At 63.3% G+C, this 24,384-nt stretch carries 17 protein-coding genes; 14 read left to right on the top strand and 3 right to left on the bottom strand.

Going from position 1 to position 24,384, the window contains the following annotated elements:
• Window positions 1–2,508 carry a TonB-dependent receptor plug domain-containing protein gene (locus BUB09_RS01625; protein WP_072893197.1) on the bottom strand — a complete coding sequence of 836 codons (2,508 nt, stop codon included), beginning with the start codon at window positions 2,506–2,508 and terminating at the stop codon, window positions 1–3.
• A gap of 237 nt (window positions 2,509–2,745) precedes the next feature.
• On the opposite strand from BUB09_RS01625, the gene BUB09_RS01620 reads away from it, so the two are divergent.
• From BUB09_RS01620 to BUB09_RS01560, 13 genes are all read left to right on the top strand, one after another.
• Complete coding sequence (locus BUB09_RS01620) at window positions 2,746–3,225, top strand: chemotaxis protein CheW (protein ID WP_072893191.1); 480 nt, start codon at window positions 2,746–2,748, stop codon at window positions 3,223–3,225.
• Between the two features lie 62 nt (window positions 3,226–3,287).
• The gene (locus tag BUB09_RS01615; RefSeq protein WP_072893186.1) at window positions 3,288–3,494 is read left to right on the top strand and encodes a hypothetical protein; all 207 of its coding nucleotides are present in this window, start codon (window positions 3,288–3,290) and stop codon (window positions 3,492–3,494) included.
• Window positions 3,495–3,536: 42 nt separating this feature from the next.
• Complete coding sequence (locus BUB09_RS01610) at window positions 3,537–5,978, top strand: methyl-accepting chemotaxis protein (RefSeq protein WP_072893181.1); 2,442 nt, start codon at window positions 3,537–3,539, stop codon at window positions 5,976–5,978.
• A 406-nt stretch (window positions 5,979–6,384) separates the two neighbouring features.
• Window positions 6,385–9,183, top strand: coding sequence for a methyl-accepting chemotaxis protein (locus BUB09_RS17540; protein ID WP_072893177.1), 2,799 nt, complete (start codon window positions 6,385–6,387; stop codon window positions 9,181–9,183).
• A gap of 28 nt (window positions 9,184–9,211) precedes the next feature.
• Window positions 9,212–10,111: a CheR family methyltransferase gene (locus BUB09_RS01600; protein WP_084083074.1), complete on the top strand. Its 900-nt coding sequence runs from the start codon at window positions 9,212–9,214 to the stop codon at window positions 10,109–10,111.
• Window position 10,112: 1 nt separating this feature from the next.
• Window positions 10,113–10,733 carry a chemoreceptor glutamine deamidase CheD gene (cheD, locus tag BUB09_RS01595; protein WP_175550080.1) on the top strand — a complete coding sequence of 207 codons (621 nt, stop codon included), beginning with the start codon at window positions 10,113–10,115 and terminating at the stop codon, window positions 10,731–10,733.
• Between the two features lie 23 nt (window positions 10,734–10,756).
• The gene (locus tag BUB09_RS01590) at window positions 10,757–11,812 is read left to right on the top strand and encodes a protein-glutamate methylesterase/protein-glutamine glutaminase (RefSeq protein ID WP_072893174.1); all 1,056 of its coding nucleotides are present in this window, start codon (window positions 10,757–10,759) and stop codon (window positions 11,810–11,812) included.
• 99 nt (window positions 11,813–11,911) lie between these two features.
• A complete protein-coding gene (locus BUB09_RS01585) occupies window positions 11,912–13,120 on the top strand; it encodes a methyl-accepting chemotaxis protein (RefSeq protein ID WP_139250059.1) in 1,209 nt (402 codons plus the stop codon).
• 99 nt (window positions 13,121–13,219) lie between these two features.
• Window positions 13,220–13,570 (top strand): STAS domain-containing protein, encoded by a 351-nt coding sequence (locus tag BUB09_RS01580; RefSeq protein ID WP_084083073.1) that lies wholly within the window; start codon window positions 13,220–13,222, stop codon window positions 13,568–13,570.
• Between the two features lie 7 nt (window positions 13,571–13,577).
• Window positions 13,578–13,943 carry a response regulator gene (locus BUB09_RS01575; protein ID WP_072893170.1) on the top strand — a complete coding sequence of 122 codons (366 nt, stop codon included), beginning with the start codon at window positions 13,578–13,580 and terminating at the stop codon, window positions 13,941–13,943.
• Window positions 13,944–13,950: 7 nt separating this feature from the next.
• Window positions 13,951–15,990: a chemotaxis protein CheA gene (locus BUB09_RS01570; protein WP_072893166.1), complete on the top strand. Its 2,040-nt coding sequence runs from the start codon at window positions 13,951–13,953 to the stop codon at window positions 15,988–15,990.
• A 15-nt stretch (window positions 15,991–16,005) separates the two neighbouring features.
• Window positions 16,006–16,512 (top strand): chemotaxis protein CheW, encoded by a 507-nt coding sequence (locus BUB09_RS01565; RefSeq protein WP_072893163.1) that lies wholly within the window; start codon window positions 16,006–16,008, stop codon window positions 16,510–16,512.
• Window positions 16,513–16,626: 114 nt separating this feature from the next.
• A complete protein-coding gene (locus BUB09_RS01560; RefSeq protein WP_072893159.1) occupies window positions 16,627–18,627 on the top strand; it encodes a methyl-accepting chemotaxis protein in 2,001 nt (666 codons plus the stop codon).
• A 214-nt stretch (window positions 18,628–18,841) separates the two neighbouring features.
• On the opposite strand, the gene BUB09_RS01555 is transcribed toward BUB09_RS01560, so the two are convergent.
• Window positions 18,842–20,128, bottom strand: a complete 1,287-nt coding sequence (locus BUB09_RS01555) for an EAL domain-containing protein (protein ID WP_072893155.1) — start codon at window positions 20,126–20,128, stop codon at window positions 18,842–18,844.
• 399 nt (window positions 20,129–20,527) lie between these two features.
• Here BUB09_RS01555 and BUB09_RS01550 point away from each other — a divergent pair, with 399 nt between their 5' ends.
• A complete protein-coding gene (locus tag BUB09_RS01550) occupies window positions 20,528–21,589 on the top strand; it encodes a protein-glutamate methylesterase/protein-glutamine glutaminase (RefSeq protein ID WP_072893150.1) in 1,062 nt (353 codons plus the stop codon).
• A 45-nt stretch (window positions 21,590–21,634) separates the two neighbouring features.
• On the opposite strand, the gene mutS is transcribed toward BUB09_RS01550, so the two are convergent.
• Window positions 21,635–24,265: a DNA mismatch repair protein MutS gene (gene mutS, locus BUB09_RS01545; RefSeq protein WP_072893147.1), complete on the bottom strand. Its 2,631-nt coding sequence runs from the start codon at window positions 24,263–24,265 to the stop codon at window positions 21,635–21,637.
• Window positions 24,266–24,384 lie beyond the last annotated feature (119 nt).

Here is a 24,384-nt window from a genome sequence, read left to right as displayed (position 1 = left end):
TTAGAACGAATAGCTGACCTTGCCGTAGTAGTAGCCACCGTTGAAGCCAAACGGCGAGTACGTCGGATACAAGGTCACCGCCGAGGTGTCGAGCGTGTCGGTGTAGGTCTTCAGCAGATCGGCGCGCTTCTTGTCCGGATAGACATTGAACAAGTTGTTGGCGCCCAGGCTGAGCGTGATCGACGGGGTCGGCTTGACCGAAACCTCGAGGTCGGTGATGAACGCCGGGTCGACCTTGGTCTCGTAGTAGGTGCCGTCGTTGCCGAGTTCCTGCGCCGACGATTTGCCGAACAGCGTTTCACGCAAGGTGACCGAGTAGATGTCGCGGCTCCAGCTGGCGACAAAGTTCACGCGGTACTGCGGGGACGCGGTTTCGAGATCGGCGATCGCGGTCTTGTCGTACAGCGGCTGCGATCCGAGTTCGGCCGGGCTGGCGTTGACCTTGGTGACCTTGGTCTTGTTGACGTTGCCCGACAGGCTGTAGTCAACGCGGCCAAAGTCATAGGTCTGCGGCAGCGTCATCACCACGTCGACGCCGCGCGTGCGCGTCGTCAGGCCGTTGGCAAACAGATTGATGCCGCGCGTGGTCACGGTCGGGTCGAGCACGTTGCCATTGGCCGCAATGGCCGCCGAGATCGCAGTGCCGTCTTCCTTGGTGTCGCCGACGAACTGGCTGAACAGCGAGCCAGAGCCGACGACGCGGTCACGCACTTCGATCTGATACGCATCCACGGTGACCGTCAGCATGTCGGTCGGATGCATCACCACACCCAAGCTCAGGTTGGTCGACTTCTCCGGCTTCAGCCCGTCGCCCAGGCCCAGCAGCGAGGCGGCAGGCGCATTCGGCGCCAGCTGCACGAACGCGCTGCTCGGGCCGACGTTGGTCGCCGTGTAGTACGACTCGGCCAGCGTCGGCGCGCGGAAGCCGGTGCTGACGGTGCCGCGCAGCGCGAAGTTCGGCGTGAAGTCATAGCGCGACGTCAGCTTGCCGATCGTCGTGTTGCCGAAGTCGCTGTAGTCCTCGAAGCGGATCGCCGCATCGACGAGCATCTTGTCGATCGGCGTCAGCGCGACGTCGGCGTAGACGCCGACGTTGTGGCGGCTATGGCGGCCGGCGTCGCCGGGCTGCACGCCCGGGAAGGACGACGCGCCCGACTTATAGGTCGATGCCGGGTCGCCTTGTTCCAATTCGTAGGTTTCGTAGCGCTTTTCCGCACCAAGAGCGAGGTTCATCGGACCGGCCATGCCGACGTTGTACTCGCGGCTGACGTCGAAGTTGGTGGTCAGCTGGCTGGCGATGTAGGCGCCCGAATCGAAACTGGTCGGCGAGGCGCCGGTGTCAGCGTACAAGTCCGTGTTGATCGAATCGATCGTGGCGATGTCGACCTCGTCGCGACCCCAGGTCGTCGCAAGATCCCAGTTCCACTCGCCGGCCGTTCCGCGGGCGCCACCGGTGAAACCCATGTCGGTTTCATCGATCGCTTCGCGCGGGCTGAAGCCGAACGGGTACGGATAGACTTTCTCGGTCGTGGTGTCGCCATCGCTATCGGTCGTCACCTTGGTGAACGACGCGCGGTTGGGCATCCGGTAGTTCTGGAACGAGTTGGCCTTCTTGGTGCCGACGCTGGCCGTGCCGTACAGGTCGACCGACCCAAGCTTGTAGCCGGCGTTGAGCATTGAGACGACGGTCTTGATTTCCGGGTCGCCGACGATCTTGTTCAGGAACGGATAGCCGCGCACCAGCGTCACGTTGCTGTTCGGATAGGGCGTGGTGCTGTTGACGGCCGCGACGCGCGGATCGGCGCCACCGCGGTTGCTGCGCTGCTTGTTGCGAACTTCGACCGTGAGGTTGGCAAATGCCTCGGGCCCGCTGCCGAAGCCGATGTTGCCGCTGTGCGAAATGCTATCGCCACCGCCGTCGAAGTACTTGCCGTAGTTGCTGTCGACGCTGCCGCCTTCGTAGCCGCTCTTCAGGATGATGTTGATCACGCCGGCGATCGCGTCGGTGCCGTACTGAGCGGCCGCACCGTCGGTCAGCACTTCGATGCGCGCAATCGATGCGGCGGGGATGAAGTTCAAGTCGGCAGCAGCGCCGCCCTGGAACGGCCCACCCAACACGGCGAGATTGGCCGTCGTATGGCGGCGTTTGCCATTGATCAGTACCAGCGCGTGGTTCGGGCTCAGGCCGCGCAGCTTGGCGGACAGCGTCTGGTTGGCCATGTCGCCGCCGAACGCCTGCGCGGTGAACGACGGCACGATCTGCGCGATCGACGAGATCAGGTCAGGGCGGCTCGTTTCCGACAGCGCTTCGGCGCCAATCACCTGGATCGGGGCCGGGCTTTCGGAGGCCTGCAGGCCGCCGCTACGGCGCGTGCCGGTGACGATGATCTCTTCCAGGCTCGCGACTTGGGTGTCGGCGGCCGCTACCTGCAACTCGGCGTCGGCGGCGATCGCCCCCGAGGACATCAAGGCCAACTCGGCGCCCACCACCAGCGGCACACATGACATTGCCTTCAGCTTGCCCCAGGTCGATGCATCCCCCGATGACCGAACCCTGGCTGCTGCCTTCTGCTTTCTGACGTTCATCCCAGCTCCCTGTATCACGGATCGTTTTGGTTCACGGACGCAGCTTTGGCGTCTGCTCAGGGCTATAACGTCCGGCGTCGGCGATTCGGAAATACCGGCGGACTAAAGATTGGCGCGCTGCGACCGCTAACCCTCTGAGAGAACCATCGGGGTCATGCCATGCACGCTCAGTCCAGCTCTGTCGGACGTCAGGCGCCAGCCAGTGAAATCAGCCGGTGGGTCGGCTTCGAAGTGGCGCAGCAGGCGTTTGCACTGCGCATCGGCTGTGTTCGCGAAGTCGTGCCGGAAGCCAGCATTGATGCGGTGCCCGGCGCACCGCGCTTCGTACTGGGCGTAGCGGCGCTACGCGGACGCATCGTATCGGTGCTGGACTTGCACGGACGTCTGCAGGTCGAAGGGCAGGGCCTCAGTGGTGATCAAAACTGCTTGATCGTCGTCGAGTCGGCCGGCGAAGTACTCGCGCTGCGCGTCGATCGAATCGGACAGCTGTATTCGCTGCAGCGCGAGGTGATCAAGCCGCCTCCCACCGTCGCAGTGCCGGGCACGGACAATGCCGTCAGTGGTCACGTCGTATTCGACGACAGCTTGCTGACCCTGCTTGATCTGGACGCATTGGTGGATGCCATTACATTGAACTAGCCCGGTGTGCCGCCGTATCGGCACGTGTCGCAACGCATGTATCGATACAGGAGGCCATTACCATGAATCATGTTCCTGCCTTACGGAATCCCCCAGTAAACAAGCGGACGTCTGTCCGCATTCGCGATCGGTTCGCGCAGTCGGCATGCGAGCTGTTTGACCGGGTGGGGACGGTTCTCGGAGGTGCAGTGCTGACCCAGCAGCACTGGCTCAATGCCAATCCCGGGATGCGCGACATCGTCGACACCCGTGACGACTCCCAACACTGACTCCTCGAAAGCCCAACCGATAGATACGACGTAGAGGTCGATATGAAGCGCATCCGTTCTCTGAACATCGCAGGCAAGCTGTACGTCGCGTTCGGCGTCGCCTGCCTACTCACCGCGCTGCTCGGAGGCTTCTCATTGGCCCGTCTGAACGAGGCCAATGGTTACGTGGTTGACCTCGAACAGACGGTGCTCAAGCGCGTCGAGCAGTTAGCCGATCTGGAGTCTCAGCTGCTGAAGATCCGCGTTGATGAACTGCAACTGCTGCAGGCTCGCGACGAGGAAATGCGCAGTGACGAACTGCTGAGCCTTCAAGACGATCGTGTGGCGTATGTGGAAGCCGCCAAGCAGTACGAGCAGATGACGGCCGGTGAAAGCGGCGAGATGGCCGCTCGGATCACCGCGATGCAGCAGACGGCCTCACATTCGTATGAGGTCGGCACTCGCTTGGTCGAGGCGGTTCAAGCCGGCGAACTCAAACAGCTGCAAGCGCTCTCCGATGCGTCGAGCGAGGCGCGCCGCGCGCTATCCAAGGCGATAGATGACGTGATCGATCTGGAGCATCAGCGGCGTAACGAAGCGGCAGTCGCGACGGCTGAGCAGTTCCAGACCACGGTGGTGACCGTCGGCGTCGCCACGCTGTTGCTGTCGCTGCTGTCGATCATCATTGGCTGGCGAGTCGCCCGCGCCATCCGGATCCCGCTGGGACGGGCGCTGTCGGTAGCCGAAGGCATCACCGCCGGTTGTCTCGACAATCCGATCGGCGCTGTAACCCAGGACGAACTCGGTACGCTACTGGCACGGTTGGATACGATGCAGACTCAGCTGCGGCTGCGTGGCGAAGCCGATCGCGAGCGTGAGGCCGATTATTCGACGCGGATCGCCGCGATCCGTCGCACGCAGGCGGTCATCGAGTTCGATCTCGACGGCAACATCGTAGATGCCAACGAGCTGTTCCTGGCCGCGATCGGTTACCCGTTGGACGAACTGGTGGGACAGCATCATCGGTCGCTGGTTGATCCTGCGCTGCACGATACCGATGAGTACCGTGAGTTCTGGAAGCGCTTGCGTGGGGGCGAGAGCATCGCCGGGCAGTTCCGCCGAATCCGTAAGGACCGCAGCGATCTGTGGGTGCAAGCCGTTTACAGCCCGGTCAGCGACGCAGCGGGTATAACGCGGCGGGTGATCAAATACGCCACCGACATTACGGCACAGGTCCAAGCCTCGCAGGCGATGATCGCCGCCGTAGCCGAGACTCAACATATGGTCGAGGCGGCCCGCCAAGGCGATCTGGACAAGCGGATCCCGCTCGACGGAAAGGACGGCGAGGTCCGGTCGCTATGCGAAGGGGTCAATACGCTCGTCGACAACATTCGAACGTTCATCAACGATGTCGGCCGTGTTCTGGGCGCGCTGGCCCAAGGTGATCTCAGCCAAACGATCGACGCTCAGTACGAAGGCGTGTTCGCATCGATCAAGGACGACAGCAACCGCGGTCTGCAGCAGCTGGCATCGAGCGTCGCGTCGATCAAACTCAGTGCCGATGCGATTCATATGGCGGCGAGCGAGATTGCCGGCGGCAATGCCGATCTGTCGTCGCGCACCGAGCAGCAGGCCGCCTCGTTGGAAGAAACCGCTTCGTCGATGGAAGAACTGACCTCGACGGTCAAGCAGAATGCGGAAAATGCGCGGCAGGCCAATCAGCTGGCGATCGGGGCCAGCGATATCGCGATACGGGGCGGTAAGGTCGTTGACCAGGTCGTGACGACGATGGCCGACATCAACGAGTCCTCGCGCAAGGTGGTCGACATCATCAGCGTCATCGATGGCATCGCGTTCCAGACCAATATTCTGGCGCTGAATGCGGCTGTCGAAGCGGCTCGAGCCGGTGAACAGGGCAGGGGCTTTGCCGTCGTTGCGTCCGAGGTGCGGAGCCTGGCGCAACGTAGTGCAGTGGCGGCCAAAGAGATCAAGGCGCTGATCACGGACTCGGTCAAGAAGGCCGATGGCGGGTCGCGCTTGGTCGAGCAGGCCGGACAGACGATGGGCGAAATCGTAAACAGTGTTCGACGTGTCACCGACATCATGGCGGAGATCACCGCTGCATCCCAAGAGCAGAGTCTGGGCATCGAGCAGGTCACTCAGACGATCACGCAGATGGATGAAGTTACCCAGCAGAACGCTGCGCTTGTCGAGCAGGCGTCAGCGGCCGCTCGGACACTCGAGTCGCAGGCGACCGATCTGGCCACGGCGGTATCCCGGTTCCGCCTCGCTCAGTCGGAGCGCGCCGAAGTTGAGCCGGCGGCGCCGCTGCTGAGCGTCGTCAAATCCAGCGCGCCGGCCGCACCGGCATTGCCCACCTCCCTGGCGGACACCGCATCGCGCATGCGCCGCGCGACAGGGCCGCGACGCACAGGATCGACGGCTGTCGCCAAGCGTGCTGCCATCGACGCGGCGACGGCCGGCGATCACTGGGCAGAGTTCTGATCCGCTGTTGATCGGCGGAATACTGCCGCGCAGCGGTTTCGTCGAAGGCTTGCTCAATACCGCTAAAGGAACGCCCGCTCCGGCCGTTATCCGAGACGGATCATACGACCGGATACAACATGGATGCGCATCGCCCGAGATGGCGGCTGACACCGGCGAACCTGAAAAGGTTTACGGGTCGTCTGCTGCCGATCCCGATGCGCAGGTCGAACGATGATTCACGCCCTCTGATCGTGAGCAGACACGGTCAGTCGGCCGACAGGACCCGTTTCGCAATCGGATCGTCGGAGCCACGATCCAGGCAAGACGTCAGCCCACCGCATCAGGTCGGTGGAGCCCGAACCATTAACAGGATGTTTGGGGAGCGTGGGCGCCTCAACCGGACATCGTCGACAGGACTAAAATAATGACGACGAAAAAGTGGCTGATGCTGCTCGCCGGGGCTGGCATCTTTGGAGCACTTTCGCTGGGATCACTGGGCTGGTTCGGGCAGCAGCGCTTGCTCGCGATGGCCAACAATCAATCCGCAGTGTCGGCGGCGATCCGCGATCAGATGCAGATCGACATGATGCACGACGCGATTCATTCCGATGTACTGACCGTGCTGCTGCCGCAGAGCGTGTCGGACGCAGCGGCCCAGTCAGCGGCCAGCACCGATAGTCTCGGGCGCCACGTGGATAGCATCCGCAGCTCGCTTGAATCGGTTTCAAAGCTCAATGCTGACACCGAATTCAACCGTCAACTCGATCAGGTGAGGCCGCAGCTGGATGACTACGTCAGCAAGGCGCGTGAGTTGGTTGCAGCTGCGGCGACCAGTCCGCAGCGTGCACGCACTCTGCTGCCGGGCTTCGAGCAGAGCTTTGTCGTGCTTGAGGATTCGCTGGCGGCGCTAGGGGATCAGATCCAGGCTAACTCGGCTCGTATCGATGCCGAAGGTGCCGTGGCAGCCCGACGTGTGACGTTCGCCCAGATCGGAAGCCTGGTGTTCATGTCGATCGCGCTGGCCGCACTCAGCCTGTTTCTGACCCGCCGGATCATGGCCCAACTCGGCGCCGAGCCTCAGGACGCGATGCGTGTCGCCGACCGCATTGCGAAGGGCGAATTCGACTTCGTCAATGAAGTGGCATCGCATCTGGATGCCAGCATCATGGGCTCCCTCAAGCGCATGCAGCTCAATCTGCTGCAGCGACATCAGAGCGATGTCGTCGAATCAGCCCGGGTACGCCGGATCGAGCAGGGTCTTAACTCGGTCAATACCAACGTGATGATTGCCGATGCAGGTCGCAACATCGTGTGGATCAATCGATCCATGCAGGCCATGTTCAACGAAGTCGAGGCGCAGATCCGTGTCGATCTACCGGACTTCCGAGCGTCGGCCTTGATCGGCGCCAACATCGACAGCTTTCACAAGCATCCGGCGCATCAGCAGCGCGTGCTCGAACAGATGACGGGAACGCACAACGCCAATCTGAAGATGGGTAGCCGCCGCTTCCATCTGGTTCTGAATCCGGTCATCGACGCGGACGGTGCGCGCCTGGGCTATGTGGTCGAATGGCGCGACGTGACCGCCGAGCTGATTCAGAAGGAACGCGATATTGAAGCGCGGACCCGGCTCGACTCGATCAGCAAATCGCAGGGCGTCGTCGAGTTCGATATGGACGGCATGATCCTCGGTGCCAACGAGAACTTCCTTGGCGCCGTCGGCTACACCGAAATGGAGCTCAAGGGTCGACATCACTCGATGTTCGTCGACGCCGAAGAGCGTCGCAGCACCGAATATGCGCAGTTCTGGGAGCGGCTGCGCAGCGGCGAGAATATTTCCTCGCGCTTTCGCCGGATTCATCGGGATGGTCGTGATGTCTGGCTGCAGGCGTCGTACAACCCGATTTGTGACGGTAACGGTAAGCCCTTCAAGGTCGTCAAGTACGCCAGCGATATCACGCAGCAGGTCAATGAGGCAGCGGCGCTTCAGCAGGCGGTCGAGCAGACCCAGGATGTGGTCATGGCGGCGCGGCTCGGTGATTTGAGCCAGCGCATCCCACTGGAAGGTAAAGCCGGTTCGGTGCGTAGCTTGTGCGAGGGCGTCAATACACTGGTCGAGAATATGAACGCGGTGATCGGCGATGTCGGCCGGGTGCTGGGCGCTCTGGCCGAAGGCGATCTGACGCAGAGTATTGAAACCGACTACCAAGGTGCATTCGCCCAGATCAAGGACGACAGCAATCGTAGCGTCCGTCAGCTCGCTCGCAGCGTGGCCGACATCAAGAACGCAACCGATACGATCAATAGCGCATCGCGTGAAATCGCCAGCGGTAATGCCGATCTCTCGTCACGCACCGAGCAACAGGCCGCTTCGCTGGAGGAAACGGCATCGTCGATGGAAGAGCTGACCTCGACCGTCAAGCAGAATGCCGAAAATGCCCGTCAGGCCAATCAGCTGGCCATCGGTGCCAGCGATATCGCGGTACGTGGTGGTCAGGTCGTCGATCAGGTCGTCACGACGATGAACGAGATCAACGAATCGTCGAAGAAGGTCGTCGACATCATCAGCGTCATTGACGGTATCGCGTTCCAGACCAACATCCTGGCGCTGAACGCAGCGGTCGAGGCGGCCCGGGCCGGTGAGCAGGGGCGTGGCTTTGCGGTCGTTGCATCCGAAGTCCGCAGCCTGGCGCAGCGATCGGCAGCGGCGGCCAAGGAGATCAAGGGCCTGATCAATGACTCGGTGCAGAAAGCCGATAACGGCTCCAAGCTGGTTGGACAGGCCGGACGGACGATGAACGAGATCGTCACCAGCGTGAAGAGAGTGACGGACATCATGGCCGAGATCACGGCCGCGTCCCAGGAGCAGAGCCAGGGCATCGAGCAGGTCAATCAGACGATCACGCAGATGGATGAGGTGACGCAGCAGAACGCGGCGCTCGTCGAGCAGGCGACGGCTGCTGCGCGGTCCCTCGAGGAGCAGACGACCGGTCTCAGCGGTGCCGTATCCAAGTTCCGTCTTGATACGGCCGACGCGTCGGCCTCAGGTAGCCCTGGCGGTAACGCATCGCCAGTGGTGGTCAGCTGGCAGCCGCGGCCGGCTCCGGCCAAGGCCGCCGCCGTGACACCACTGCGGCGCCCGGCAGTTGCCAGTGCTAACTCGGGCGGCGCCCGTAGCGTGACCGGCGTGGTCAAGCAGTCCGATGCCTGGACCGAGTTCTGATGGCGATGAATCGCTCGGGAGCCCCTAGATGAAGCAGCCCTTGCAATCCCATGGCATCAGTACCGTCGATGATTTCGACGCCTGTGTGGTGCGCAGTGACTCGTCGTCGATTCGCGAGTTCACGTTCACCGTTGCCGACTTCAAGCGTATTAGCGGCCTGATCCATGCTCGGGCCGGTATCGCGCTCAACGACGGCAAGCGCGACCTGGTCTATAGCCGGATCGGTCGCCGCTTGCGCGCATTGAGGATGACCTCGTTCCGCGAGTATCTCGATCAGCTGGAAAGCAGCGGTGATGATGCGGAATGGCAGGCGTTCACGAACGCATTGACGACGAATCTCACCTCGTTCTTTCGAGAAGAGCACCACTTCGTTCGACTGGCGGAGCTGCTGGCCAAGCGGGCGCCCGGCGAGCGGATGTTGCTGTGGTGCTCGGCCGCGAGCACCGGCGAGGAGCCGTACTCGATTGCGATCACCGCAGCTGAAGTATTTGGAACGCTCAAGCCGCCGGTATCGATTCTGGCGACGGACATCGATACGCAGGTGCTCGACACCGCAAGTCAGGGCGTCTATGCCGATGAGCGCATCGAGCGTCTGTCCGAGGAGCGCAAGCGCCGATTCTTCCGTCGAGGAACCGGTGAGAACCAGGGTTTGGTTCGGGTTGTCGACGAGCTACGCGAGCTGGTGACGTTCCGGCAACTCAATCTGCTCGATCCGCGCTATCCGGTTCGAGGTCCATTCCGAGCGATCTTCTGTCGCAACGTGATGATCTATTTCGACAAGCCCACGCAGTATCAGGTGCTGAGCCGGATGGTGCCGGTGCTGGCGGATGATGGCTTGTTCTTCGCGGGTCACTCCGAGAGCTTCTTTCATGCCGGTGACCTGATCGAGTCCTGCGGTCGCACCATCTATCGAAAGGCACAACGCTGACATGAAGCCCTCCGCGCGAGGATTGGATCAGGCCGCCGGTCGCAACACCAGCGACGGCTACTACGACAGTCGATTCCTGGCGCAAGCCATCAAGATTCTCCCCGGTGAGTTCCGTGCAACCGGTGAGGATCTGATGTTGGTGACGGTGCTCGGGTCATGCGTCGCAGCCTGCGTCCACGATCCGGTCGCGTTGGTCGGCGGCATGAATCACTTCATGCTGCCGGAAGGGCCCGATGGCTCGCTGGGCGGCGACTCGGCCCGTTACGGCAGTTATGCGATGGAAGTGCTGATCAACGAGCTGTTCAAGCTCGGCGCCCGGCGCGAACGTCTCGAAGCCAAGGTGGCCGGCGGTGGAGCAGTGCTCCCCGGCATGACGTTTAATCCAGTCGGCGATCGCAATGGTCGTTTTGCGATCGACTACCTGCGTGCTGAGGGCATTCGGGTCGTGGCGCAGGACTTGTTCGATGTGTTCCCGCGGCGTGTTCACTTTTTTCCTGCGAGCGGTCGGATGCTGGTCAAGCGTCTGCCCGCGGTGGAGAGCAACGAGCTGGTCCGTCGTGAAGAGCAGTATCGCCGTCGGGTCGATCGTCGTCCTGCCGAGAGCTCGATCGAGTTGTTCTAACTCTATTCTTATAAGGACCGCTGATGGCCATTCCCGACAAGCGTATCCGCGTACTCGTCATCGACGATTCGGCACTGATGCGCAAGCTGCTGGTGGAGTTTCTATCGCAAGACCGTTCGATCGAAGTCGTCGGTACCGCGCCCGATCCCTTGGTGGCACGCGACAAGATCAAGCTGCTGTCCCCCGATGTTCTGACACTCGATGTCGAGATGCCGCGGATGGACGGTCTGACGTTCCTTGAAAACCTGATGCGGCTGCGTCCGATGCCGGTGGTCATGGTGTCATCACTGACCGAGCGCGGTGCCGATGTGACCTTTCAGGCGCTCGAGCTCGGTGCAGTCGATTTCGTCACCAAACCCAAGATCGATCTTGAAGCCGGTGTGCGCCAGTACGCTGCCGACCTGATCGCCAAGATCAAGTCGGCCTCCACCGCTCGTGTGCGCACGATCAACAATGGGTCACGACCCGCAGCGGCCGCGTCGGCGCCGTCGCGCCGGGTATTCCGGACGACGGACCGCATCATTGCGATCGGCGCGTCGACCGGCGGTACCGAGGCGATCAAGGAGGTGTTGCAGGCGATGCCCGCCGACGCGCCGGCGATCCTGATTACGCAACACATACCGGCGATGTTCTCGGCGCCATTCGCGGCGCGGATGGATCGCAGTTCGGCAATGAGCGTCTGTGAGGCGCGTGACGGTCAGCAGATCGTGCCGGGGCATGTGTATATCGCGCCTGGCGATTGGCATCTGAGCTTGGCGCGTGACGGTGCCCGTTACGTGTGTCGTCTTGATCAGAGTGCACCGGAAAACCGGCATCGCCCCAGCGTTGACGTGTTGTTCAAGTCGGTCGCGAAGTTTGCTGGAAGCAATGCTCTGGGCGCCGTGCTGACCGGGATGGGCGACGACGGCGCCCGGGGGCTGTTGGCCATGCGCAACGCCGGTGCCCGCACGCTGGTGCAGGACGAAGCCAGCTGCGTGGTGTGGGGCATGCCGGGGGCTGCGCATCGCCTGGGCGCGGCGGAGCAGGTTTGCCCGTTACCGCACATCGCCTCGCAGTTGCTGGATTGGTCGGCTGCATAAATCAACGAATCCGGTTCGATTGCGACTCAAGCAACGCCATCGCCGGCCGATAAACCTAGAGGGACGGCCCGCTTCCGGGCCGACGCGGATGACGGGCAAATGATCAAAATCAGACCTGAAGGCGTAGCGACGGCAGTATCGGCACTGACGGCCCTGGCGGCCTTGGTACAGGTACCGCGTGGACTTGGGCTGTTGCTGGCCGTGGTGACGGCAGCGTCCTGGGCATGGTTCTACATCAGGCAGCGAGCTGCCGAGCGCGAACGCGCGCTGCATGACGCGGCTCTAGACGCCGAGCGCCACGGGCAGGAGCGCAGTCTGAGCGAGTTGCGCGACGGGCTGGCAGGTGAAGTCGAAGGTCTGCGCCACGAGATCTCCCGAGTCCGCAGCTTGGTTCAAGGCGCGATCCGTCAATTGACGGTCAGCTTCGATGCGATGAACAAGCACGCCCGGCAGCAGGACGCCGTGGTCAGCCGGATTCTCGACCAGACCGATGGCGAAGACAGCCGCCGTGCCAGCGTCCGTCAGTTCGCCGAGATGGCCGGCAAGATCACCGGTGACCTGGTGGATACCTTGTCGGAGGTCGGTACCCAGAGTCTGGCCAGCATCCAGCAGATCGATGCGATGGTGTCGCATCTCGACGCGATCTTCGAGTTGCTCGGCGATGTGCGCTCGATTGCCGACCAGACCAACCTGTTGGCACTCAATGCCGCCATTGAGGCGGCGCGTGCCGGCGAGGCGGGACGAGGCTTCGCAGTCGTGGCCGAAGAGGTGCGAAATCTGTCGGAGCGTTCCAACAATTTCAACGAGCTGATCCGCAAGCGCGTCGCCAGTTCCAAGGATGCCATCGCCAAGGTCCGTGAAACGGTCGGCGGCATGGCGCAGCGCCATCAGCAGCGCAGCCAAAGTGCGCGAACCGAAGTCGACTTGATGCTGGAGCGGATCAAGGACGTCAACCGCTCGCTGGGCGAGGGCATGAAGGAAGTATCGGCCAGCGGCGAGCGTATCGGCGTCGCCGTGTCCGAAGCCGTGCGCAGCCTGCAATTCGAAGACATCGCAACGCAGGCACTGGCAGCGGCCGATGCCCATGTCACGCGTCTTGTTTCGATCAACACCGAAGTTGGGTCTCTGGCACTGGTCAAAGGTAGTGACCAGGTACATGCCCCGGCCGGTAGCAGCGCCGCGCTGCGTGTGCCGGCGCCGGCCAACGGGGCGATCAATCAAGCCCTGACGGTGAGCGACTGGCGTCAGCCCCAGCACAAGCCGGTGGCCCAAGTCAGCATGGATTCCGGCGCCGTCGAGCTGTTCTGACCGCTGGTCGAGCCTGCCGCGCCGTCGGTAAGCGGGCGACCTGAGCCCCTCAAGTTTCGCAGCACCGAGCCGTTTTCCCGATCGTAATCAGGAGTTCAGATGAGCCTCGACATCGACACCAGCGCCGTCGCAACGTCGCTCAATGCAGCGCAGGCTGCAATGCCGCTGACGCTGCCGGCTCAGCTCGGCATCGATCATGTCGGCGAACTGCACGCTCGGCTCGCCGATGTCGTCGACCACATCGAGCCGGTACGGATCGACGGGTCGGCGGTTGAACGCGTGCACACGGCAGCGATGCAAGTGCTCTGGCTGTTCGCGCAGGCGCGCAAGCGCCAGCACCAAGCGGTCGAAATCCTGAATCCTTCCGAGTCGCTGCAGCAGGCGGCGGCTCTGTTTGGCGCTACTGCACTGTTGCAGGCCGCGCCGTCTTCACTGCCTTCCATCGAGTAACAAGACCATGTCCAACCGAATTCTCGCCGTTGACGATTCGACTTCGATGCGCCAGATGGTGACATTCACGCTCAGCTCCGCCGGATTCGATGTGACCGAGGCCGAAGATGGCGTGGTCGCACTGAGCCTGGCGCGCAAGCAGAAGTTCGATCTGGTGCTTGCCGACGTCAACATGCCCAACATGGACGGACTGACGCTGGTGCGCGAACTGCGCGGCCTCAGCGAATACAAGTTCACACCGCTGCTGATGCTGACCACCGAGTCCACGCCGGAGAAGAAGCTGGAGGGCAAGGCGGCAGGTGCGACCGGCTGGATGGTCAAGCCGTTTGTGCCGGAGCAGCTGATTTCGACGATCAAGCGCGTCATCGGCTGATACGACCATGGCGATCGATCTGGCCCGATTCCACCAGGCCTTCTTCGAGGAAGGCTTTGAACGAGTCGACGCGATGGAGCAGGGCCTGCTCCAGCTCGAAGGTGGCGCTAACAACGCCGAAACCGTCAACGATATCTTTCGTGCGGCGCACTCGATCAAGGGGGGCGCTGCAACGTTCGGATTCACCGCCGTTGCGGAGTTCACCCACCACGTCGAAACCCTGCTCGACAGCATTCGCAACGGCAGCCGCGGCGTCGACGATGCTCTGGTTTCGCTGCTGCTGCGGTCGTCAGACCAGGTGCGCGCGCTGCTGACCGCCGCCCGCGATGGCGGCCAGGCCGACGCCGAGCTCAGCGCACGTCTGCAGCACGAGCTGCAACAGGCATTGCATCCGGATTCAAGCGACGCCGATTCGGCGATACCCGTACCAGATGAGGTCAGTCACGCGGTCGCCGGAAGCCAGGCCGCACCCGGCGAAGCGGGCTGGCGGATCAGGTTCGCACCGCATGCCGATCTATTCGCCAGCGGCAATGATCCTTTGCGCATCTTCGGCGCCTTGGCCGAGTTGGGACGTCTTGACGTCGTCGCGCGTCATCCGGGCGATCTGCCTGGGTTCTCATCATTGGACCCGGTTCAGTGCCTCACCGCCTGGGACCTGGTTCTGCATGGTTCGAGCAGCCTGGATTCCGTCCGCGAGATGTTTGCCTGGGTCGAGGACGAGTGCGATCTGCAGATCGAGCCGCTGCGCGCTGCTACGGTCGCCGAGCCCAGCGCCAAAGTCGTGCCCATTCACGCGCCAGCCGCCGCCGCCAGCGCCGCGCCAGCCAGCGCGGCGACCGCCCCGGCTAACGCGGCCAAGTCGCGCGCCCACGCCGATAGCTCGATCCGGGTTTCAACCGACAAGATCGACGGCTTGATCAATCTGGTCGGCGAACTGGTCATCACCCAGGCGAGCTTGACGCAGTACACCCAGGGCCTCGACCCACTGGTCCATGAACGTCTGTTGGCGGCGGTGCAGCAGCTGGAACACACGGCGCGGCTACTGCAGGAATCGGTCATGTCGACCCGGATGCTGCCGATCGACTCGGTCTTCAGTCGATTCCCGCGCATGGTCCACGACTTGGCCGCGCGCCTCGACAAGCAGGTCAAGCTGCAGACGATCGGCGAAGGCACCGAGCTGGACAAGAGTGTCATCGAACGCATCGGCGATCCGCTGACCCACCTGGTTCGCAACTGCATCGATCACGGCATTGAATCGCCTCAGGACCGATCCGCTGCCGGCAAGCCCGCCCATGGCACGCTGACGCTGACGGCGGCGCATCAAGGCGGACAGATCGTCATCGAGGTCATCGACGACGGACGTGGGCTATCGCGCAGCCGCATCATCGCCAAGGCACGTTCGAACGGACTGGCGATATCGGACAACGCGAGCGATGCCGAAGTCTTCAATCTGATCTTCGCGCCGGGCTTTTCGACGGCCAGCGAAGTTACCGACGTATCGGGTCGTGGCGTCGGCATGGATGTGGTGCGACGCAACATTGAACAGCTTGGCGGCGAAGTCGAGCTCAAGTCCGTCGAAGGCAGCGGTACCACGGTACGCATTCGCCTGCCGCTCACGCTGGCCATCATCGACGGCATGTTCATCGACGTTGGTGGCGAGACCTTCGTCGTGCCGCTGAACGGGGTCATCGAGTCTTTGCAGCCTCTGCCCGAGCAGATCAAGCGTGTCGCCGGCCAAGGCATGGTGCTGAAGGTCCGCGATGAATACATGCCGATGATCTCGGCACACGATCTGTACCGCGTCCCCGGTGCCGCTAAGCCGCCGCACCAGGCGATTGCCGTCGTGCTCGAAGCCGAGGGCTGCAAGCTCGCGCTGCTGGTGGATGAACTGATCGGCCAGCAGCAGGCGGTGATCAAGAGCCTGGAGGCGCATTACCGGCGCGTATTCGGTGTCGCCGGCGCCACGATTTTGGGTGATGGCCGCGTTGCATTGATCGTCGATGTCACCGAAGTGGTTCGCAACTGCGGCCGCGCGCTCGCGGCCTGATTTGGGGAAGCCAACATGAAACCGCAAGAAATCAAACAGAATCCACGCGAGTACCTGAGCTTCACGCTCGGTGACGAGGAGTACGGCATCGACATCCTGGCCGTGCAGGAGATCCGAGGCTACGACGCGGTGACCCGGGTTCCGGATGCGCCGGAGTACATCAAGGGCTTGGTCAATCTACGCGGCACGATTGCGCCGGTGGTCGATCTTCGCATCCGCTTCAAGCTGGGCAACGCTGAATACGATCACCTGACGGTGATGATCGTGCTCAATATCGGCGGTCGCATCGTCGGCATCGTCGTTGATAGCGTCTGCGATGTGGTGCCGCTGCTGCCCGAGCAGATTGCGCCGGCGCCGGAGTTCGGTGCTTCGTTCGATTCCAGTTACTTGCAAGGGCTGGCCAACGTCAACGACCGGATGCTGATCCTGATGGACATCGACAAGCTGTTGCACAGCGCCGAACTCGCGCTGTACGCACCGGCTGAAAGCCAGGATCTCCCTCAAATGATGGCGGCCGCGTGAGGCAGCGCCCGTCGCGACCGGCCGCCGCGACGGCGGTAGCGCTCGACACCGAATCATGGGCTCGGTCGGCGTTTTATTGATAGAAAAACGGACTTCAGGTCCAAAGGATTTCCGATGACGGGCAGCTCGAACCAGAACATCCATCAGCTGAGCACAGGTCGTTCATGGCGGAGTTGGTGGTCGCGGCTGATCAGCTCATCGCAGATCCGCGACCTGCGTGCTCAGGCCGCAGCCATCGACCGCTCGCAGGCCGTCGTTCAGTTCTCGGTCGACGGAAAGATCCTGTCGTGCAACCAGAACTTCCTGGACACGATGGGCTATACGCGGGCTGAGGTCATCGGCCAGCATCACTCGATGTTCGTCGAGCCGGCCTATCGGGCCTCGGATGCGTACCGATTGTTCTGGGAAAAGCTCGCGCGCGGTGAATACGATGCGGCTTCCTACAAGCGCCTTGCCAAGGGCGGGCGGGAAATTTGGCTGCAAGCCAGCTACAACCCGGTGTTCGACGGTGGCCATCGTCCGACCAAGGTCATCAAGTATGCGACCGAGATCACCGAGCAAACCTTGCGTAACGCCGATTTCGAAGGACAGCTCGATGCGATCGGAAAGTCGCAAGCCGTCATCGAATTCAGTCTGGACGGCCGCATCCAGAAGGCCAATGGATTGTTTCTCGATGTGATGGGCTATACCGCCGATGAAATCATCGGTCGGCACCACTCGATGTTCGTCGATCGCGACGAGCGTCAATCACCCGGCTACCGCGCGTTCTGGGACAAGTTGGCGCGAGGCGAGCATGACACCGGCCGCTACCAACGCTTCGGCAAGAACGGTCGCTCGGTCTGGATTCAGGCCAGCTACAACCCGATCTTCGATCGGTCTGGCCGGCCGTTCAAAGTCGTCAAGTACGCCACCGACGTGACGGAACAGGTCATGCAGGCGCGTCTGCTGTCGGAAGCAGTGGAGCAGACACAGACCGTCGTCGATAGCGCCTGCAGTGGCGACTTGACGGTTCAGATTCCGATGGAAGGGAAGACCGGGGCCGTTGCCGAGCTCTGCGCCGGCGTCAATCAACTGATCGACAACATGGCCAGCGTCGTCGGGCAGATTAAACAGTCGACCCAGGCGATCAGCCTGGCCGCGACCGAGATTGCAGCCGGCAATCTGGATCTGTCCACACGCACCGAGCAGACCGCCGCCTCGCTTGAAGAGACCGCATCGTCGATGGAAGAGCTGACCTCGACCGTCAAGCAGAATGCCGACAACGCCAAGCAAGCCAATCAACTGGTGCTGGGTACCGTCGACGTGGCGCGACGTGGGGGTACGGTCGTTGGTGATGTGGTCAAGACGATGGCCGAGATCAACGAGTCGTCTCGCAAGATCGTCGATATCATCACGGTGATCGACAGCATTGCCTTCCAGACCAATATTCTGGCCTTGAATGCAGCCGTTGAGGCGGCGCGTGCCGGCGAGCAGGGCCGCGGTTTCGCGGTCGTCGCATCGGAGGTTCGCAGCCTCGCACAGCGTAGTGCCGGTGCCGCGCGTGAGATCAAGACGCTGATCGGTGACTCGGTCGAGAAAGTCGGCGCCGGTTCGCGACTTGTCGAGCAGGCGGGTACCACGATGGACGAGATCGTGATCAGCGTTAAGCGGGTCACCGACATCATGGCCGAGATCGCGGCAGCGTCTCAGGAACAGAGCCAGGGTATCGAGCAGGTCAATCGCGCCGTCACGCAACTCGACGAGGTGACGCAGCAGAATGCGGCGTTGGTCGAGGAAGCATCCTCCGCAGCGCGCTCGCTCGAAGAGCAGACCGTTGGATTGAATGGCTCGGTATCGCATTTCGTCGTCAGTGCCGCCGGTCCGGCTGCAAGCACGGCTGCACCAGTGGCCGTGGTCGCAGCGCGCCCCGTCACGGGCGCACGCTCCCCGTCTTCACCGCGTGCGGCCGTTACCAAACTGGTCACTCGTACGGCCAGGGGCGCGGGCTCGGCTTCGACGTCCAACGGTGGCAGCGTTGCGAACCGCCCGGCACGGCGTAGCGCGGGTGGTGGGTCGTCTGCCGCTGCGTCGGCCGGCGGAGCCAGTGGCAGCGAAGACCAGTGGACGGAGTTCTGAACGGCGAGATCACACAGATGCCGTAGTTCGGCATCGCGGTGCGACGGCGGGTTCTTCGACAACGTGGCATCGATGCTGCGTTCGTCGGAAGAGCCCGCCATTTTGGTATCGGGAACAGCCTGCTGACGGCCACGGGCCGCCGGTGACGCTCTGGATCCGTACCAGAGTCGGGCCGCGACGATGCGGGCCCGGATGACGACCGTGATGCGCTTCGCTAGTCGGCGACCATGGCGCGACTGGCCCGACGATCGACCATCACCAGCTCGATCAAGCGCTCCGACGGGATGCTCGGATAGAACAGCCAGCCCTGCGCGTAGTCGAAACCAATCTCCTGCAGCACGGCGAGCTTGCGCGGGTCGTCGACGAATTCGGCGACGGTCGTCTTGCCGGTCGCGCGTGCGACCTGATAGATCGCGCGCACGATCTTCTCCGACACCGAGCTGTGCGCCAGCTCGCGGATGAACGTACCGTCGATCTTCACCTCATCGACCGGCAGCGAGTGCAGATAGCCGAACGAGCACAGGCCGGAGCCGAAGTCGTCCAGGCTGAAGCGGCAGCCCAGCGTCTTGAAGTCGAGGATCACTTCAGCCGCGACGTTCAGGTGCTTGATCGCCGCGGTTTCGGTGATCTCGATGCACAGCTTGTTGCGTGGAAGCCGGGCATGACGGACTTCATCGAAGAATTTGCCCATGAAAAGGCCATCGATGAACGACGGTGCGGAGAGGTTCAGCGACACGCCGTCGAGGCGGTCGAGCAGGCTGCGGTGTTCATCGATCCAGGCCAGCAGATGCTGTGCCGAGAAGCTGTCGAGTTCGGTCGACAAGCCATGCACCTCGAGCGCTTCGATCATGCCGGGCGGTGGCGGTGACCAGACGCCGGGCTCGCGCTCGATGCGCAGCAGGAACTCGGCCTTGGCGATCCGGGGTTCGCGGGCGCGAATGTCCATGATCGGTTGGGGTTGCAAGCTCAACTGATGATGGTCGAGATACCGACGGAACTCGGTGACGGCGTCGGACCCACCGTGGGGGCGGGATACGCGCGTCATCGAACTGTGGAACGAGATCTGGTTCAAGCCGCGCATCTTGGCGTTTTCGCAGGCCTCTTCCGCCTGGCCCAGCGTGGCGGGCCAATCCAGCGGCATCCGCAACGGCACGACGCCGATGCTGACAGCGAGCTGGCTGGCGCCATGACTGCCGGTGTAGCGAAGCTCGGTCAGCGCATCGCGCAAACTCTTGGCTTCGTCCGCGGATTGCTGTGCGTGATCCATCGTCTTGATGGCGATGAACTCGTCGCTCCATAGCCGTGCCGACAGGCCGTCCGGTCCGGCCCACTTCTGCAGGCGCTTGCCGACATCGGCAACCAGCCGATCGGCAACCGCCGGGGTTGCAAGACGGTTGACGGACCGCAGATGACACAGATTGACGTAGAACAAGGCAGCCGCCGTATCCGGCTGCCAGCGATTGAGTGTCTCGAGCAGCTTGGTGTATCCGGAGCCCTTCACAGGGCCACGCGAGGCAGCGTCATGCTGTCCTGTTGATTGATCATCATCCCGCTCCTCGATGCGAATCGGGGAACCGATGCAGATGGGGTGAGCTGCGACGGTCCTGCGTTCGTGGTCGCACTGCATCGACCAACGCCGACGTTGCAACCCTCTGAAGCCGTATCGGCCCGCGTGATTAAAGCTGTAGTGCTTGCGCGGTGCCGTGCGTCGGGGAATGAGCGGTCTTGGAGCTGTGGGTGATCGGCCGATCGGGCGCTGCGCTCAATTTTGCCGGCATGGCGCCGTTAACGAAGCGGGGGCCACAGACGTGGGCAACTTCGATCATCACCCGGCCTCGGCACGAGCCGGGTCATCACATACCCGGCGCCATCGACGTGCCGGATGCGGCGAGGAGCAAGCATGGCCAAGATCGGTGTGTTCGTCATCGATGACTCGGCAGTGGTGCGGCAAGTGGTATCCGAGGTGCTGACGGCTGACCCCGGCATCGAGCTGATCGGGTCGGCGATGGACCCGCTGTTCGCGCTCGACAAGATGGCGCAACGCTGGCCCGACGTGATCGTGCTCGACATCGAAATGCCGCGGATGGACGGGCTGACGTTCCTGCGCAAGATCATGGCCGAGCGGCCGACGCCGGTGGTGATCTGTTCGTCGCTGACCGAGAAAGGTGCCGAGACGACGATCGAAGCGCTGGCAGCTGGCGCGATCGGGATCGTCTGCAAGCCCGGCATCGGCGTACGGCGCTTCTTGATGCAGGACGCTGCCGTGGAGTTGGTGCAAGCGGTAAAGGCGGCCTCGCACGCGCGGATGCGCCGCATCACGCCTGCTCACGCCGTTGCGCCGAAGCTGTCGGCCGATGCCGTGTTGTCGCCGCCGTCGTCCGGTGCCTTGACGCAGACCACCGAGCGTTTGGTCGCGATCGGCACGTCGACCGGTGGTACGCAGGCACTGGAGCAGGTCCTGACCGCGCTGCCGCGTACATCGCCCGGCATCGTCGTCGTGCAGCACATGCCGGAGAAGTTCACCGCGAGCTTTGCCGCGCGCTTGAACGGTTTGTGCCAGATCGAAGTTCGCGAGGCGGTCAACCGTGATCGCGTAATGCCGGGACGCGCGCTAATTGCACCGGGTGGCCAGCATCTGCTGGTCCGTCGCAGCGGCGCGCAGTACTACGTCGAAGTCGTCGACGGGCCGCTGGTGAGTCGGCATCGACCTTCGGTCGACGTGCTGTTCCGCAGCGTTGCCAAGCAGGCGGGCCGCAATGCAATGGGCATCATCATGACCGGCATGGGCGACGACGGCGCGCATGGGCTGAAGGAGATGCGCGATGCCGGCGCCACGACGCTGGCGCAGGACGAGGCCAGCTGCATCGTCTACGGTATGCCGCGCGAAGCCGTGAAGCTCGACGCCGTCGATCGCGTCGTCAGCTTGCGCAGCGTCGCATCCGAGATCGCCCGGTTCGGTTGATCGCGTCACGCATCCGTAGCCCGGCCCGATGCCGGCCCGGGCGGCTCAGTGCTTCAGCGACTGCTTGATCCGATAGACCCAGTCGAGCGCATCGCGCGGTGACAAGCCGTCGGGATCGATCTGTTCAAGCAATCGCAGCGTCTCAGCGGGAATGCTGGGCGCCTGGAACAACGGCAGTTGCGGCGACGCTGCGGGCGGCATCGCGGCCGTCGCCGTAGCGCCGGTGACTATCGCAGGTGGTTGCTGTTCGAGTTCGACCAAGTAGCGACGGGCTTGGGAGACGACGCGCGTCGGCAAGCCGGCCAGCGCCGCCACCTGCAAGCCATAACTGCGATTGGCGGGTCCGGCTTTGACCTGATGCAGGAACACCAGCTTGGGCGCTTCGCCGGCGCTGCCGCCGAACTCGACGGCGTCCAGATGCACGTTGGCGATGCCCGGCAGCCGCTCGGCCAATTGCGTCAGTTCGAAGTAGTGCGTCGCAAACAGCGTGTAGGCGCCGACCTGCGTCGCCAGATGTTCGGCGCAGGCGCGGGCCAGCGACAGGCCGTCATAGGTCGACGTGCCACGGCCGATCTCATCCATCAGCACCAGCGAGCGCCGCGTTGCGTTGTGCAGAATGTTTGCGGTCTCGCTCATCTCGACCATGAACGTCGATTGGCCGCTGGCCAGATCGTCGGCGGCACCGATCCGCGTGAAGATGCGATCGACCGGTCCGATCCGCGCGGCGCTGGCCGGCACGTAGCTGCCGGCATGTGCCAGCAGCACGATCAGCGCCGTCTGACGCATGTAGGTGCTCTTGCCGCCCATGTTCGGGCCGGTGATCACCAGCAGCCGCGTGTCCTTGTCCAGGCACAGGCCATTGGGGACGAAGGCCGAGCCGATCATCCGCTCGACCACCGGATGGCGGCCGGCGGTGATATTGAGACATTCGTCGTCGACCAGCTCGGGCCGTGCCAGATTCAGCGTCAGCGCGCGCTCGGCGAGGCAAGCCAGCACGTCGAGTTCGGCCAGTGCTTGAGCCGTGGCTTGCAGCGGCTGCAGCAGGCCGCCGAGCTGGTCGAGCAGCGTGTCGTACAACTGCTTTTCGCGGGCCAGCGCACGGTCGCGCGCCGACAGCACTTGGTCTTCGAAGCGCTTGAGTTCTTCGGTGATGTAGCGCTCGTAATGCGTTAGCGTCTGGCGCCGCGTGTAATGCGCCGGCACCTTGGCGGCGTGCGTCTTGCCGATCTCGATGTAGAAGCCGTGCACGCGGTTGTAGCCGACCTTTAGCGCATCGATTCCAGTGGCGGCGCGTTCGCGCTGTTCCATCTCCAGAAGGAAGCCGTCTGCGTTTTCGGACAAGGCGCGCAAGTGATCGAGGTCGGCGTCGTAGCCGGCCTGGAAGATGCCGCCGTCGCGCACCGTCAGCGGCGGTTGCTCGTGCAGCGCGCGTTGCAGCTGCGCCGCCAGGTCGGCATGCGGCGACAGCGCCTGGGTCAATGTCTGCAGACGCGGCGCTTCGAGGTGCGAGGTCAGCGAGGCCAGCGTCGGCAGCATCACCAGCGTGTCGCGCAGGCCGGCCAGATCGCGGGGCCGCGCCGAGCGCAGCGCGCAGCGTGCCAGAATGCGTTCCAGGTCGGCGACGTTGCGCAGCGCGTCGCGCACGGCGCTGAGCCGCCGGTGCTCGCGCTCATGATCCAGCAGATTGGCGATTGCACCGTAGCGCGCATCCAGCTCGCTGCGGTCGCGCAGCGGCCGCAGCAGCCAACGGGCCAGGGCACGGCTGCCCATCGCCGTGATGCAGCTGTCGAATACGTGCAGCAGGCTGTTGTCGAGCTCGCCGGACAAGCGCCGGTCGATTTCCAGGTTGCGCCGCGTCGACGGGTCGAGAATCAGCGCCTCTTCGGGCTGTTCGACGCGTACGCCGCTCAAGTGCGGCATCAAGGACTTCTGGGTGTCCTGCACGTACTGCAGCAGCGCACCTGCGGCGCCGATCGCCGCGTCCATGCCTTCGCAGCCGAAGCCGCGCAAGTCTTTGGTGCCGAACTGCGTCAGCAACAAGCGGTAGGCCGAGGCGGGATCGAAATGCCACGGCGGCCGCCGCGTTGCATCGAAGCCCAAGTCGGAGGGCGCGCCATCGTGATCGGCCAGCAGCAACTCGCTGGGCCGCAGCCGGTGAAGCTCGGCGCGCAAGTCGGCTTCGCGGGTGGTTTCGAGCAGACTGAAGCGGCCCGACGACAGCTCCATCCAGGCACAGCCATAGCGCTCGCCGTCGCGTGTGGTGAGCTTGCAGATGGCCACCAGCAGATTCTGTGCACGCGGATCGAGCAGGCTGTCGTCGGTGGCGGTGCCCGGCGTGACGATGCGCACCACCTCGCGCCGCATCGGTCCTTTGTCGAGGCCCGGTTCGCCGACCTGCTCGGCGATCACGGCCGACTCACCGGCCTTGATCAGCCGCGCCAGGTACTGCTCCATCGCGTGGACCGGTACGCCGGCCATCACCACGGGCTGCCCGGCGGATTCGCCGCGCCGCGTCAGCGTGATGTTCAGCAGCCGCGCGGCCTTGCGCGCGTCGTCGTAGAACAGCTCGTAGAAATCGCCCATCCGGAACAGCACCAGCGTGTTCGGATGCTGGGCCTTGATGCTCAGGTACTGCTGCATCAGGGGCGTGTGGGCGGCGAGGCTGGGATTGTCCATGTGGCCGCGATTTTAGCCGGGTGGGGTGGTGGCCGTCGTCGCCGCGGCCCGCGACGTGCCGCCAACAAAAAGGCCCGGACGACTGGCGATGCGCCAGCGGTCCGGGCCTTGTTCGCCGC

The organism is Hydrocarboniphaga daqingensis (assembly GCF_900129825.1).
Classification (GTDB): Bacteria; Pseudomonadota; Gammaproteobacteria; order Nevskiales; family Nevskiaceae; genus Hydrocarboniphaga; species Hydrocarboniphaga daqingensis.
This window is presented reverse-complemented; position numbering and strand designations above follow the sequence as displayed.